The sequence below is a fragment of the Enterococcus devriesei genome (assembly GCF_001885905.1).
GTDB lineage: Bacteria > Bacillota > Bacilli > Lactobacillales > Enterococcaceae > Enterococcus_A > Enterococcus_A devriesei.
This window is the reverse complement of record NZ_JXKM01000003.1, coordinates 245,323-260,429: the sequence shown is the minus strand read 5'-3', so window position 1 is coordinate 260,429 and position 15,107 is coordinate 245,323. Positions and strand designations below refer to the sequence as shown.

11 protein-coding genes are annotated in these 15,107 nt (G+C 42.4%); 8 read left to right on the top strand and 3 right to left on the bottom strand.

Features of this window, described 5'->3' with window-relative positions:
• Positions 1-29: 29 nt before the first annotated feature.
• Positions 30-1,076, bottom strand: a complete 1,047-nt coding sequence (locus RV00_RS05845; RefSeq protein WP_071861678.1) for a class F sortase — start codon at positions 1,074-1,076, stop codon at positions 30-32.
• 241 nt (positions 1,077-1,317) lie between these two features.
• On the opposite strand from RV00_RS05845, the gene RV00_RS05840 reads away from it, so the two are divergent.
• From RV00_RS05840 to RV00_RS05800, 8 genes are all read left to right on the top strand, one after another.
• Positions 1,318-2,772 carry an AcpB/EbpR/MafR family transcriptional regulator gene (locus tag RV00_RS05840; protein ID WP_071861677.1) on the top strand — a complete coding sequence of 485 codons (1,455 nt, stop codon included), beginning with the start codon at positions 1,318-1,320 and terminating at the stop codon, positions 2,770-2,772.
• Between the two features lie 144 nt (positions 2,773-2,916).
• Positions 2,917-4,659 carry an ABC transporter ATP-binding protein gene (locus RV00_RS05835; RefSeq protein WP_071861676.1) on the top strand — a complete coding sequence of 581 codons (1,743 nt, stop codon included), beginning with the start codon at positions 2,917-2,919 and terminating at the stop codon, positions 4,657-4,659.
• Positions 4,649-6,526 (top strand): ABC transporter ATP-binding protein, encoded by a 1,878-nt coding sequence (locus RV00_RS05830; RefSeq protein WP_071861675.1) that lies wholly within the window; start codon positions 4,649-4,651, stop codon positions 6,524-6,526. Before RV00_RS05835 ends, RV00_RS05830 begins: the two co-directional genes overlap by 11 nt.
• Before the next feature lie 344 nt (positions 6,527-6,870).
• Entirely contained in the window at positions 6,871-7,263 is a 393-nt protein-coding gene (locus RV00_RS05825) for a GNAT family N-acetyltransferase (RefSeq protein WP_084133242.1), read from the top strand.
• Positions 7,260-8,195, top strand: coding sequence for an NADP-dependent oxidoreductase (locus tag RV00_RS05820; protein ID WP_071861673.1), 936 nt, complete (start codon positions 7,260-7,262; stop codon positions 8,193-8,195). The genes RV00_RS05825 and RV00_RS05820 overlap by 4 nt, the downstream gene beginning before the upstream one ends.
• Positions 8,195-8,515: a hypothetical protein gene (locus RV00_RS05815; protein WP_071861672.1), complete on the top strand. Its 321-nt coding sequence runs from the start codon at positions 8,195-8,197 to the stop codon at positions 8,513-8,515. The genes RV00_RS05820 and RV00_RS05815 overlap by 1 nt, the downstream gene beginning before the upstream one ends.
• A 154-nt stretch (positions 8,516-8,669) precedes the next feature.
• Positions 8,670-11,405: a YhgE/Pip domain-containing protein gene (locus tag RV00_RS05810; protein ID WP_071861671.1), complete on the top strand. Its 2,736-nt coding sequence runs from the start codon at positions 8,670-8,672 to the stop codon at positions 11,403-11,405.
• A 247-nt stretch (positions 11,406-11,652) separates the two neighbouring features.
• Positions 11,653-13,476 carry an APC family permease gene (locus RV00_RS05800; protein ID WP_071861669.1) on the top strand — a complete coding sequence of 608 codons (1,824 nt, stop codon included), beginning with the start codon at positions 11,653-11,655 and terminating at the stop codon, positions 13,474-13,476.
• 42 nt (positions 13,477-13,518) lie between these two features.
• Here the strand turns inward: RV00_RS05800 and RV00_RS05795 are convergent, their stop codons facing one another.
• Positions 13,519-14,181 (bottom strand): ABC transporter permease, encoded by a 663-nt coding sequence (locus tag RV00_RS05795; protein WP_071861668.1) that lies wholly within the window; start codon positions 14,179-14,181, stop codon positions 13,519-13,521.
• A 5-nt stretch (positions 14,182-14,186) separates the two neighbouring features.
• On the bottom strand, positions 14,187-15,107 hold the full coding sequence (locus RV00_RS05790) for an osmoprotectant ABC transporter substrate-binding protein (protein ID WP_071861667.1): 921 nt from the start codon (positions 15,105-15,107) through the stop codon (positions 14,187-14,189).

Sequence of the window (15,107 nt, the reverse complement as noted above, 5' to 3'; positions counted from 1 at the left end):
TGTCAGCCTGTTTTTATATGTAAAGTCCATTAAGCTTGTGCGAAAACAATGAGGTTATGGGTCTCACTGAGACAAGTTTGCAACGTGATGCGTTCACCACCGCTGGTAGAGGTGATTTGATCCCAGTAGTCTTGTCCTGAGTGAATATCTCTGCCGCTGTCATCGACTTGGATGATCCCTTGTACTATGTAGGTTGTTGCAATGTTGCCGCTGTCTGTGACGATGATAGAGTCACCGCCGCTAAGCGTTAATAAAGGAGCGAAGATTCCGGGATTATGTCCAATAAAATGCGTATTTTGATTATCATTGCCGGATTGTACAGGATTTCCGCCCCAAGTAGCGATCACGGCGCCGCTATCGATAAGTCCTTGTCCGCTTCCTTGTCCTGCATTTTGATAGGGCAGCGAGTGACCGTTGAAGGAAAGTTGATTTAGCTGAATTTTTTGCGTCGGGGCAGTTGTTTCAGTTGCCTCTGGTTCATTATGTATGACTTTATGATTGGGTGTTTCGTTATGTAGGGCTTCATTATGTTTGCGTTCATTAGGAACTGTTTCAACCGTCGCTTGTTCATCTTGAATCTGTAATTCCGAAGGCTTTTCTGTTGCTGGCTCTTCTTGTTGAACCGGCGGCGACTGTGTGGGTTTCTTAGAAGCCTCGGCAGTTTCGGATTTGGCTTCTTCCGTGTTCGGCGCTGGTTCTTTTTGGTTGGAAGATGCTTTATCTTTCTTCTGTTTGACGGTTATGAAGACGGTTCGTTCATCATAGTCTTTGCCATTTTTCGCAGATAAAACAAGCGCGTATCTGCCGGGTTTACTAGTATTGATTTTGGTGTAGTTTAATTTGAGCGGTTGGGATTTTTCGTCTACGGCTTTATAGTATTGTTGGGGATGGAAAGAGCTACAGGGACTGATAGTGAGCGTGTCAGCACCATAAATTTTAACGAACTGCTCAGCTTGGTCTTTTTTGCTAAGGACGTGTGCGTCGGAAATGGATGAGAAAAGTGTCGGGACAATTGCTAACAGGAGGCATACAATAACAACCAAAATAATTGGTTGCTTTTTTTTCGATACCTTCAAAAAAACACCCCTTCTTTCAATTTGTCTAGATAATAAAGCATAGATGAATATTCGAAAAGAAAAATAACAAAATTATTATTTGTATTCGTTATTTGCAAATTTAGATTAGATAAATATCAGGGTTTTTCCGTTTTTAAAAGGTTATTTTATGATATAATGACAAAAGATTGTTATAATCCAATGAAATAAAAAAAGTTAGTTGGTTTGAAGTATTGTGACGATTGTTTTAGGAGGGCTGTTTGTGCGAAGATTACTTAAAAATACCACACAACGACGGTTAGCGATCATTGGCATTTTGCGGGATCTATTAGATTGGCAAAATCCGGAATTGGTTGCTGATTTGTTAGATTGTTCAATGAAAACGATTTTATACGATGTCGATGCAATCAATAATGATTGGGGTGAACACGTCGGCATTGAGTATTCGCGTACGAAAGGAATCCGTTTAAACGATGCGTTGCATAATAAGACGCGGCAATTGGCGCGAAACTTGATGGAAGAATCAGAGGCGTTCCTTTTTCTGGAACAGATTTTTTTTAATCCAAATGAAGATGCAGAATATTGGATCAGTAAGTTATACATCAGCGAAGCGACTTTTTACCGGATGGTACGGCAAATTGACCAAGTTTTAGGTGAACGTGGACTAGTCTTGGAACGCCGGCCATTTCGGTTAGTGGCGAAGAATGAGCGCTGGGTCCGGGTTTTTTATGTTCAGTTATTCCTAGAAAAATATGGGTTGAATGAGTGGCCTTTCGATTTAGAAAGATGTAAAACGATTGAATTTATTCGGACGGCTAATGATTCTTTTGACATCGCCTATAATGATCGGGAGATCCTAGAAAGCAGCTATTTATTGGCAGTGATCATTTTAAGGAGTTCCCAAGGCTTTGTTTTGACAGAAGAAGAAAAGATGGATATGGATCAAGTCCTGATCGAAAATATTTTAGAGCTGCGTGTTGCGGCAGATCAAACAATCAAAGACTCCCCGTATAAGGTGACGGAGCACTGGTATTATGAGGTGGCTAATAGTTTGTTTTGTGCCTGTTTCATTAGTCGCTATGATGGAAATTGCCAAGAGATCTTAGTCGAACTGGAACATTTTGTAGATGAACTGATAGCAGTCTATGAACTGTCTTTATCTGCAGAAAATCGCAAGGACCTCTTACAAAAATTATTGCAGATTCATGCGGCTTATCAAGTCTTTCCGTTACCACGAGCGATTTTATTTGATTCTGCGGCCTATTTTGCCCGAAACGCCAAAATTCAGTATCCTCACTTTACGAAATATATTCAGCAGTTGCTTTTACAGATGGAGCGGACAGGTGGTGATCCTTGGTTCAGCCAATTCTATTTTTCGGTATTAACGGTTTTATTTAAGGAATGGAATGGACTGGCCCATTCCTTAGACGCGCAGTCTTCTAAAGTTAAGGTATTGGTGTTAAGCGACTCTGGTGAAAATCATGCTAAGATGCTGATGGAATTGATTCAAAATCGTTTTTATTATCGAGTGGTAGCGACGGCTTATCCAGGTTCTGCTCTCGATTTCCAACAGGATGAGAGTTTCAAGGATTATGATCTAGTGGTAGCAAATTATCAAATAAAAAATTATTCCTATAGCAATCTAAAAATAGTCGATGACTTTTTGACAGAGAGTGATTTTTCATATATTAGTTCGATCGTTAAAAGTATTCGTTAATGACAAAATAGAAAAAGGCAGGAAACAGACAAAAAGTCTGTTCTCTGTTTTTTTTTATGAAAAATTAGCTATTATATTAGAGTTTTTTGAAAAAACTCTCTATACTAAATAGGTAAAAGCTGTTAATGGAAGGACGTGAAAAAGATGCTAAAAAAATTACTGGCGAATGTCGGAGAGTATAAGAAACAAAGTTTTCAGACGCCGATCTTTACGATGGGAGAAGTCGTGATGGATGTAGTGATGCCCTTGATCATGGCAGGATTGATCGACCATGGGATCGAAAAAAGTGATAGCAACACGATTTTACGATATGGCGGTCTGTTATTTCTATGCGCGCTGTTTGCGTTGGCGATGGGAACCTTAGGCGGTCGAACGGCGGCGGTAGCTTCAGCGGGCTTCGCTAAAAATTTGCGTCACAATTTGTTTCAACAGATCCAAAGTTTTTCATTTTCTAATATTGATCGTTTTTCAAGTTCTAGTTTAATCACTCGATTGACGACCGACGTGACGAATGTACAGAACGCCTATCAAATGGTGATCCGAATTTTGGTCCGTTCACCTCTGATTTTGATTTTTTCATTAGTCATGACGTTTCAGATCAATCAGCAATTATCGATGATTTATTTAGTAATCGTGCCGATCATGATCGTCGGTCTAGGTTTGATCATTCGCTTTGCCCATCCATTATTCGAAAAAGTGTTTCGAACTTATGATCGTCTGAATAATGTGGTGCATGAGAATCTACAAGGGATTCGTGTAGTGAAATCCTATGTCCGCGAAGAGTATGAGGAAGAAAAATTCAGCCAAGTGTCTAAAATGGTCTTCGACAATTTCTCCAAAGCGCAACGAATCGTCGCCTTTAACATGCCGCTGCTGCAGGTAGCTGTCTATACGTGTATGCTGTTGCTTTCTTGGCTAGGGGCGGAGTTAATCGTGGACAAGGGCGCTTTGACCACCGGTGAGTTAGTCAGTATGTTCAACTACACGATGCAGATCTTAATGAGTCTGATGATGATGTCGATGACCTTTGTTCAATTAATGATCGCACAGACCTCGGCGGAACGGATCACGGAAGTTTTAAATGAAGAAAGCGATTTGAAAAATGGTGATCAGCCTTTAGTAGAAGTACCAGATGGTTCGGTGGAATTTCAAGATGTGTGCTTTAGCTATAAAGATGATATGGACAAGCTGGTGTTAGAAAATATCAATTTGAAAATCGCTTCTGGGGAAGTGATCGGGATCGTCGGTGGCACAGGTAGTTCGAAATCAAGCTTAGTCCAACTGATTCCTCGTTTGTACGATGTGACTCATGGTGCGATTAAAGTGGGAGGCAACGATGTCCGCCGGTATGATTTAGAGACGCTTCGTGATCAAGTCGGAATGGTCCTGCAAAACAATGTCCTATTTAGCGGTACGATCACGGAAAATCTACGTTGGGGTGATGCGGAGGCGACGGAAGCTGAAGTGATTCGTGCAGCGAAAATCGCCCAAGCCGATCCTTTTATTCAAGAATTTCCCAACAAGTATGACACCATGATCTCTGAAGGCGGAAATAATGTTTCCGGCGGACAGAAGCAGCGATTGACGATTGCGCGAGCGCTATTGAAAAAACCGAAAATTTTGATTTTAGATGATTCCACCAGTGCGGTAGATACGAAGACAGATCGAGCGATTCGTGAAGGCCTCGCGCAGGAAATTCCTGGAACGACGACCTTTATTATTTCCCAACGAGTCAGTTCGATCCAAGACGCGGATCGAATCATTGTCCTAGATGATGGGAAGATCAACGGTATCGGGACGCATGAAGAATTGTTGGCGGAGAATCAGATTTATCAAGAAGTCTTCGACTCGCAGCAGAAAGGATTTGGTGGCCAAAATGAAGAATAAAATGACGCCTCCAGCGAATCCGAAAAAAACCATCAAACGTCTGCTGACAATTATGGTTAAAGAATACAAAATCCAATTATTCATCGTCTTTTTCATGATCTTATTAAGCGCCTTTGCCAATGTACGGGGCTCCTTATTTTTACAAGTGGTGATTGATGATTACATCACGCCGTTAGTAGGTCAGAATAATCCGGATTTCAGCGGTTTGTTAAAAGCGATCATGACGATGGCGTTGATTTACGTCGTGGGGATCATTGGGACGCTTTCCTATAACTTGATCATGGTTAAAGTTTCTGAAGGCACCCAGAAAAAAATCCGCGACCAGATGTTTAATCATTTGGAAACCTTGCCGTTGCGTTATTTCGATTCCAATGCGGATGGCGATATCATGAGTCATTTTACGAATGATACCGACACCTTACGGCAAATGATTTCCCAAAGCATCCCGAATCTAATGATGGCTGCGGTTACTTTTGTGTCGGTCTTTATCGCAATGTTTTCATTAAGTGTGCCACTGACTTGTTTTGTGATCGTCTCAGTCTCTTTGATGTTTGTGATGTTGCGGTTCATTTCTAACCGTAGCGGCCGCTATTTTGGGGAACAGCAGCGTTCGATCGGGAAGGTCAATGGTTATATTGAAGAAATGATGCACGGACAAAAAGTCGTTAAAATCTTTAATCACGAGACGACCGCAATCAAAGATTTCGATGTCATTAATGAGCAATTGAAAGAGAGTGCCACCAAAGCCAACGGGACGGCAAATATGCTGATGCCGATCATGATGAACTTATTGAACATCCAATATGTCTTAGTCGCGATCATCGGTGGGTTGTTTGCTGTCTATGGCGTGTCTGCCTTAACGGTGGGGATGATTGCTTCTTTCTTACAGCTGAGCCGTTCCTTGAATGGACCAATCAGCCAAATTTCTCAGCAGATTAATTTCGTCATCATGGCCTTAGCCGGTGCCGAACGGATCTTCAATTTATTGGATGAGGCCTCCGAAGTTGATGATGGCTACGTGACCTTAGTCAATGTAAAGGTCGTGAATGACGAATTAATTGAAACCAATGAGCGTACAGGTATTTGGGCGTGGAAACATCCCCATGAGGATGGAACCATCTCCTATGTTCGTTTAACTGGTGATGTTCGCTTTGAAGATGTGGATTTTGGCTACAATGATGACCAATTAGTGCTTCACGACATTAATCTTTACGCAGAGCCGGGGCAGAAAGTCGCCTTTGTCGGGGCAACCGGTGCCGGAAAAACCACGATTACGAATTTGATCAATCGTTTTTACGATATCCAAGACGGCAAGATTCGTTACGACGGGGTCAATGTTAAAAAAATCAAAAAAAATTCCTTACGTTCATCTTTAGGGATCGTTTTACAGGATACCCATTTGTTTACCGGCACGGTCAAGGAAAATATTCGTTATGGTCGTTTAGGTGCGACAGATGAAGAAGTGTATCAAGCGGCTAAGTTATCTAATGCGGACACCTTTATCCAACACCTACCGGAAAAATATGAGACAGTTATCACGGGCGACGGTGAGGGTTTGTCACAAGGTCAGCGGCAATTATTGGCGATCGCTCGTGCCGCTATTGCTGATCCGCCAGTAATGATCATGGATGAAGCAACTTCTAGCATTGATACTCGAACCGAAAGTATTGTTCAGTCAGGGATGGATCGCCTAATGGAAGGACGAACAGTATTCGTGATCGCCCATCGCCTTTCAACGATCCAAAATTCTGATGTGATCATGGTCATGGACCATGGTCGCATCATCGAACGCGGGGACCACGAGAGCTTGCTAGCAGAAGGCGGAATGTATTATCAATTGTATACTGGCAAAGTCGAATTAGACTAACGCTCTAAAAGTATTTAAGAAACCAAATCAGGTGTTTTTCTCAACTGAGAGAGACACCTGATTTTTGCAAATTAGACTAATCACGCTAAACGAAATTAGTATAGTTGTGCGAAAAACGAAAATTAAACCAGTCTTTTTTGATTTTTGAAAGATTAGTTACTTTGACTAAGTTAATCGGAAAAACCTTGCTTGAAAGAGCTTGGACCATTTAATTGGAAGAAGTCAGAAAATATCGCTACAATGACTATAAAGCAATTAAAAGGAGGAGCTGACGTGGGTTAGAGATTTCAAATGGGTCTTTTACCGATTTCGCTGAGACTAAGGCCTTAATCAAAAAAGTCTTTATGCGCTTTGAAGCGCCGGATTATTCCGAGGAAGGCGTGGCTCATTTTATGAAGTATTTAGATGAGAAGCTGCCAAAAGAAATCGCCGCGGATCAAGTAAAGCTTTGGTGTGGAAAGAAGAATCAGAGGATTTGTGGCGTTTTAGCTGTACGTTTACCCGCACATATTGCTTTATTATTTGTCGACGAAGCCTACCACCGTCAAGGGATTGCCAAAAAGTTGTACCAAGCGATGCAATCAGAATTAGCTTTCGAACAATTAACAGTGAATTCTTCGCCCTATGCCGTACCGATTTATCACAAATTAGGCTTTCGCTTGAATGGTGAGGAAGCGACCACTTCAGGAATTCGTTATCAACCAATGATTTTTAATAGAGAGGATGCAGGAAGATGAAACGTTTTGCAATCAAAGATTATGGAGCAGCAAAAGATGTATTGACTGAAATTGAAGGAGAGCCTCGTTCGGTTGACGAGACCCATGTACGGGTAGAAATCGTCACCTTCGCGATCAACCCTTATGACGTAGCGTTACGCCAAGGGGCGATGCGAGAATTTCGAAAAGTAACATTTCCTTATGTCTTAGGCAATGACGGCGCAGGAATCGTAACGGAAGTCGGCAACGACATCACGCATGTGAAAGTCGGCGATGAGGTGATCGTCCATGCCATTAGCGGGACGTATGGCGAAGAGATCGTCGTTCCAGGCAAAAAGGTCGTAAAAAAACCAGCGGCTATGTCGTGGGAAGTGGCTGCTGGAGCAGTGACACCATGGTTGACAACTTATAATTTAGTCACGCATCTACTAGACGATAAGATTGGTGAAACAGTAATGGTGCAAGGCGCTTCCGGGGCCGTTGGTTCATTGCTGGTCCAATTTTTGAAGTCTCAAGGAAAAACCGTTTTAGCTTCGGCTGCTAAACGAAATGAAGCACTCGTTCGTCAAATTGGCGTGGATCAATTTGTGGCTTACGACGAAGCGGATGCGGGAAAAATGTTTGCAGATCAGGCTGATACCGTGATTGATGCAACGAAGGGCGGTCGTGCAGGCGAAGCCGGGATGCAAATCATGAAAACCGGCGGAAATTTTGTCGCGTTAAATGATTTGCCAGCGGAGCGAAGCAAGCAAGGGAATTATTTTTCTTTTGGTCCTTCGAAGGATTATTCTGATGCAGAGGCTTTGACTGCTTTAGCTGATTTTTCCGATCAGCTTCATTTAACGATCGCTGAAGTTTTGCCGTTTGAGCTGGCCAGTGTGGTCAATGCTCATGAGCGATTGGAAGGTCATCCGGCTGCTGGAAAAATCATCGTTAAGAAGGCGGCGGAATAATGAATCAAGAAAAATGGCGATTAGTCAAAGGAAACTTCGAAGGAACCGAGGATTTGACGGATGGGTATTATCGTCTGCGTCCCATTGAGGAAGGCTACGAGTTTGCCTATTTAGTTGCGGGACCTTGTGGCGATAAGATCCCTCATCCGGCGATCAAGTTACGTGAAGAAGGCAATTACATCCAGCCAATCGCTTTACGTGATCTAGAGGTAAGCCCAATCTTAAATTTGACTGCAGCTGCTGGGGATCAAGCACAAATCGAACAGCAAGCGGATCAGCTTTTGAATCGCTTTATCAAGATAAAGAAGCTTAGCATTTAAGCATTTCTTTAGTATTTACAAGGTGAAAAGGGATACAATTATGACAAATCGATAGGAATGTCAAAAAAGGTGATTTCAGATACCCATCAGAATTGAAATTAGCCGAAATTCCGTGCTACATTAGTTCAGCGAGAAAAAATAGTAGGTGAAATCAATGAAAGTTTTACAATCCCTTAAAAATACATGGACTCTGTATCGACTAGATTGGCGACGAATTTTCAAAAATCCGATCGCCATTTTTCTGATGGCTGCGTTAGTCATCATTCCCTCACTTTATGCTTGGTTTAATATCAAAGCATTATGGGACCCGTATTCAAATACGGGAGAACTGCCAATCGCGGTCTATAGTGCCGATGCGGGGGCGAAGTTCCAAGACAAAGACGTGGAAATCGGGAAAGAAGTCGTTAAAAATCTCCATGAAAACAAACAATTAGGCTGGCGTTTCGTTGACTCAAAGAAACAAGTCGTTGACGGCGTCCGCTCAGGAAAATATTATGCGGGAATTTATTTGCCTAAAGAATTTTCCAAAGATTTACTAAGCTTTACTTCCGGAGATATCAAGAAACCGAAGATCGAATATTATTTGAATCAAAAGATCAACGCGATCGCTCCGAAGATTACTGATAAAGGTGCCGGCTCGATCCAACAAGAGATCAGTCAAGAATTTATTAAGACGGCTAGCTCGACCTTGTTGAAAGTCTTCAACGAGATCGGTTACGACATTGACGCCAATCTAGTTAGTATCAACAAGGTCAAGAATTTGATTTTGACGACCAACGACAATTTAGGCGAAATCGATAAGTACACCCAAGAAGTCGTAGCAGTTCAAGGTAAGATGCCTGAGCTAAAGGAAAAACTAGCGAAGGCGAACGAGTTTGAAAAATACTTGCCGCAAGTTGATGAGATGGGTCAAAAGCTGATTACTTTAAATCAAAAAATGCCTGAGATCAAAAAGCAGGCCAGCGTCATTTTGACCTTGCAACAAAAGATCCCAGAGATCCAACAAGCCGGCGATCAGTTGGCTCAAGTCGATAGTGATTTCGCTTCGATTGAGAAGACGCTGAATGACGGGATCAACGAAGCCAAACAAGGGCTAAACATTATTCATCAAGTCCAAACGGTTTTGCCAGATATCCAAAAACTAGGCAGCCAAGCCAACGATTTGGCGGGTACTACCAAAGACGGCGCTGAAAAATTAAAAGCAGCCGTTCCAAGTATTTCAAGCAGTGTGCAAGTTACCTTGCAGTCGATTGGGCAGGTGGCAGAGACGACTGAATCATTAGCCGGTTCGATTGAAACAGCACTGGAAGATAATCAACTAAGTCAAGATGAAAAAGATAATCTTGGTAAATTGATTAATAGTTTTATTCAAGGAAACCAAGATCAACAAGCCGCGATTGATTCTCTTTCTGAAATGGTTCAGAACATGAAAGACTTAGCTGATAAAAATGGTGACACCGACGCGAGCCAAAAATTAAGCAATATTTTGACAATGTTAGCTAGCGCGAAACAAGCATTAAGCAATTTGAATGATCGTCTAAACGATTTGAACAATGCTATTCAAAGTGGCAATATCGATCAAGTTAAAAGCTTTTTGGCACAAGTTCGACAGGCTGCTGAAAATATCGCAAATGTTGTCAACGGCATCAATGCTGAACAAGTTGGCCAAACCGTCAGCACAATACTTGATAAATTAATCAACACGATCACAACAGCTCAAGGAGTGTTGAATCAAGCACAGCAAATTGATTTTGCCGCATTGCTGAATTCAACGGAAGGAACCGTCAGCAACGCCATTACTTTCTTAGAGAAGTACCAAAAACAAATGCCAGCGATCGGTCAAGAAGTTCATGACGCAAATACGTTGCTAAATGGTCATATGAATGAGATTGTGAATGGAATCAATACAGGGGTGGACCTTTACAACAATGAATTGCCAGTCGTTGAACAAAAATTGGGCTTAGCAGCGAACTTCATGCAAAATGATTGGCCTGGAGTCAAACAAGATTTAACTGGTGGCTTGAAGGTGGCTAATGATAAACTGCCGGAAGTTGAACAAGCCTTGAATCTTGCGACCGATTTAATTAAAAATGATTATCCAACTTTACGTAGTGGGATTCAAAAAGCGGCGAAAGCAATCGGAGAAGGTGACAAGACGATTGATTTCGGTCAAGTATTGAAATTATTGAAACTGGATGCTCAAAAGGAAAGTGATTTCTTTACCACTCCAGTGGAATTACAAACCAACACGATGTATCCGATCGCCAATAACGGATCTGCTAGCACACCGTTTTACACCGCCCTTTGTTTATGGGTAGGAGCAGTGTTGTTCTCTAGTGTCACGACGACGGAGTTTGTCTTAGATAAAAAAGACCGCGGCAAATATACCAAACGGGAACAATTTGGTGCGCGGATGTTGACTTACCTAACCGTCAGCGTTGGACAAGCGCTGATCGTAACTCTTGGGAATATGTTCTTATTAGGTGTCTACGTGAAGAATCCGGTCTATAGTGTGTTATTCGCTGTCTTAGTGGCCTTGGCCTTTATGATGATCGTCTACGCGCTAGTAGCGCTCTTTGGGACAGTCGGCAAAGGGATCGCAATCATTATCTTGGTTCTATCTATCTCAGGTGGTGGTGGGAATTATCCGATCCAAGTCTCTGGGAAATTCTTCCAAGCGGTCAATCCATGGCTGCCGTTTACCCATGCGGTGAATTTATTGCGTGAAAGTGCCGGTGGGATCTATTGGCCAAACGCCAGTCAAGATATCATCATCATGATCGTATTATTCATCGTCTTCGGTATCTTAGGCACGTGGGCTTATCCATTGCTACAACCGCATTTGACGAAGCTGACGAAAGTCGCTCATGAAAGTAAAATTTTCCATTAAAAATCAACAGGCAAAACAACAGCGTATTACTGTTGTTTTGCCTGTTTTCATGTTTTACTTAGGTTATGAAAAGACTTTGAAAAAACCATTGACATTTAGATTGAGGACGAGTAATATTTCGCTTGTTTGTATTTTTTTGAACGACTATTTATTCGCTTATGAAAAAGGATAAGCGCGAGTAGATCGTATTAGGATCGAACATAATTTTTGAATGAAATTACATTAGTTAGAATAAGGAGTGAGTCTTGTGGATTATCTTAAACGCTTGCTGGTCGGTCGGCCACTGAAGTCGTCGGAAAATGATGATCAAAATCTATCACGTTTTGCGGCTTTGGCGATGCTTTCATCAGACGCGTTGTCTTCAGTTGCTTATGGGACAGAACAGATCGTTGTCGTTCTAGTGACGTTGTCCGCGGCAGCTATTTGGTATTCATTGCCAATCGCAGTTGTCGTTTTAGTATTATTGACGTCATTGATTTTGTCTTATCGTCAAATTATTCATGCGTACCCTCATGGCGGCGGCGCTTATGTCGTTAGTAGTGAGAATTTAGGAAAGAACGCTGGTTTGATCGCCGGGGGCTCGCTCCTAGTCGATTATATGCTGACGGTGGCTGTATCGGTCTCAGCTGGTGCAGAAGCGATTGCTTCCGCCATCCCAGCCTTGTATCATCATCGCGTTTTGATTTCTGTCATTATTGTTTTATTATTGATGCTGATGAATTTACGAGGCTTACGTGAAAGCGCGGGACTGTTAATGACACCGGTCTACAGTTTTATTGCAGTCATCACGATTTTGATTGTAGTTGGCTTTGTAAAAATCTTAACCGGTGCAGCACCGATGCACGCAACAGCACAAGTAGGAGCTGTAGTACCGGGTGTGACGATCGCGTTACTGCTACGGGCCTTCTCATCTGGTTCTTCTTCATTAACCGGTGTAGAAGCAATCAGTAATGCCGTTCCGTTCTTTAAAAAACCGCGGGCTAAAAATGCGGCGGGAACTCTAGCCATGATGGGCTTAATTCTAGGTTTCTTCTTTAGTGGAATTACCTTTTTAAGCTATTGGGTCGGCGTTGTTCCCACAGCTAAAGTGACGGTCTTATCACAAGTTGGTGAAGCCGTGTTTGGCAAGGGGATCATGTATTATGTATTGCAATTCGTGACCGCATTGATTTTAGCCGTCGCTGCTAATACCGGCTTCTCGGCCTTTCCAGTCTTAGCTTATAACTTAGCCAAAGATAAATTTTTACCTCACCGTTACCAAGATCGCGGCGACCGGCTAGGTTATTCTAATGGGATCATTACCTTAGCCTTAGGTTCGATCATTTTGTTGCTGATCTTCCAAGGCTCGACGGAGCGTTTGATTCCATTGTATTCAGTCGGAGTGTTTATTCCCTTTACGTTATCGCAAACGGGAATGGTCTTAAAATGGCGTAAAGAAGGCCCTCATTGGTTTAGAAAATCGATTGCGAATATTATCGGCGCCTTGATTTCCTTTGCCATTGTGGTAATTCTATTTGCTTATCGTTTACTTGATATTTGGCCTTTCTTCATTATCATGCCGATTTTGATCTATGCTTTTTATAAAGTCCACGGTCATTACAAAAATGTGGCGGAGCAATTGCGTCTAGCTGATGAGGTAGAATTGCATGATTATGATGGAAATACCGTGATCGTTTTGGTCGGAAATGTGACCCAAGTAAATATCGGGGCTATCAATTATGCTCGCTCAATCGGAGATTATGTGATCGCGATGCACGTTTCTTTAGAAGAAAATGAAGAGAAGGAAAAAGAAATTCGCCGGGAGTTCCGCGAGAAGTTCCCCGATGTTCGTTTCTCTGTCGTTCGTTCACCTTATCGCTCGATTGTTAACCCTGTTAGTCGTTACGTCGACCGGGTAAGTAAGAACGCTCGTGAGCACAATTATACGACGACTGTTTTGATTCCAGAATTTGTTCCGAACAGAACTTGGAAACGATCGCTCCATAACCAGACTGCGTTGCGTTTGCGTTTCCGTCTGTCATATCGCGATGATATTATCATTAGTACCTATAACTACCATTTGAAGAAATAAAAAAAGGAGCTGGGACATCAATTTGTCTCAGCTCCTTTTTTCTTATTTACTGGTTTTTGTTGCGGGATCTAATTTCCGTTCCACGATACTTAAGATCCAATCGGTGACGATCGCCATTAAGGCGGTCGGTAACGCTCCGGCTAAAATGATTGCCGTCCCATCGGTAGCGTTGGTCCCTCGGATAATAATATCTCCCAATCCACCGGCACCGACGAAGGCACCAATAGCGGTAATTCCAATCGCAACGACTAACGCATTCCGAATCCCTGCCATAATGACGGAAACGGATAAGGGAAGTTCAATCATGTACAGCCGCTGCCAGTTTGTCATCCCCATACCGGTCCCAACATCTAATGCGTTTTTATCGACTTGGCGCATGCCTGTATAGGTGTTTTTGATGATTGGTAATAGGGAATACAAGAAGACGGTCAAGATTACAACGTTGACGCCGAGGCCCATACCGATCATCAAGACAGAAATCATGGCTAATGAAGGGATCGTTTGGATGATATTTGCTAAGCGGATCACCCAGTTGGCTAGTTTTGAATGGCGGGCGATGAAGGTCCCCACTGGAATCGCGACGATCGCCGCAAAGATTACACCATAGATCGAGATGAGAAAGTGGCGAATAAATTGTTGGAAAACGATACTGCCATTCGTTTGAAAATATTGAATAAATTGTTGAAAGGTGTTTAGATTTTCCACTTCGGTCACTTCCCTTCGAAATAGTTATGTTCTTTTAGAAAATCTTCTGCGACGATCTCAGGTTCAACGAGATCATTATCGGCTTTATAATTCAGTTTTTGCATTTGCTCGGTATCGATGGTTCCGGCTAAGCGGTCCAACGCGTCTTTGACTTTAGGGTCAGATTTCAACAGCTCATTGGAAACGATCGGTGCTGCGTCATAGGGTGGGAAGAAATGTAAATCATCTTCCAGCATCACAAGATCATAGCTGGCGATCCGTCCATCGGTTGAATAGCCTAAAACGATATCCATTTTACCAGCGGATAAAGCATCGTAAACGAGACTGATCTGCATCGGTAGAATAGAAGAAAATTCAAATCCGTAAGCTTCTTTGAATCCTTCATAGCCATCCCCTTTACGAGTGATCCATGAAGTATCTACGCCGGCCTTTAATTCGCCAGCTACTCGTTTTAAGTCACTGACTTTTTTCAAATTGTATTTTTCAGCGGTATCCTTACGAACTAAAAAGACATAAGTATTGTCAAAGCCATAAGAAGGGAACCACGTTTGATCGAAGCGTTTTTCAAATTGATCATGAACGATCTTGAAAGCTTTGTCTGGATCTTTTTCAGCAGGTAACTGCAAGATCGAGGACAAGTCGGTTCCTGTGTAACGAGCGGATGAGATCGAAGCATCTTTTTTCAACATTGCTTGATGATTGATCATATTGGTAGCTAGGTTATTGATCACGGTCGTGTTTTTATCCGTATAATGTTCTACCATACCCGCCACGATACTACCGAGAATCTGCATTTCTGAGGTGATCCCGCCAGTAACGGCGATGGTGTCTTCATCATCATTGGTAGCTAATCCTGGGAAGGAACAGCTACTTAGGAAAAGTAATGAGACGCCAAGCAGGATCAAGGTTTTCATTTTCTTACCCAT

Coding starts and splice junctions, on each gene's coding strand:
- RV00_RS05790 (WP_071861667.1), bottom strand. CDS start 15,107: ATGGGTAAGAAAATGAAAACCTTGATCCTGCTTGGCGTCTCATTACTT.
- RV00_RS05835 (WP_071861676.1), top strand. CDS start 2,917: ATGCTAAAAAAATTACTGGCGAATGTCGGAGAGTATAAGAAACAAAGT.
- RV00_RS05830 (WP_071861675.1), top strand. CDS start 4,649: ATGAAGAATAAAATGACGCCTCCAGCGAATCCGAAAAAAACCATCAAA.
- RV00_RS05810 (WP_071861671.1), top strand. CDS start 8,670: ATGAAAGTTTTACAATCCCTTAAAAATACATGGACTCTGTATCGACTA.
- RV00_RS05820 (WP_071861673.1), top strand. CDS start 7,260: ATGAAACGTTTTGCAATCAAAGATTATGGAGCAGCAAAAGATGTATTG.
- RV00_RS05825 (WP_084133242.1), top strand. CDS start 6,871: ATGCGCTTTGAAGCGCCGGATTATTCCGAGGAAGGCGTGGCTCATTTT.
- RV00_RS05815 (WP_071861672.1), top strand. CDS start 8,195: ATGAATCAAGAAAAATGGCGATTAGTCAAAGGAAACTTCGAAGGAACC.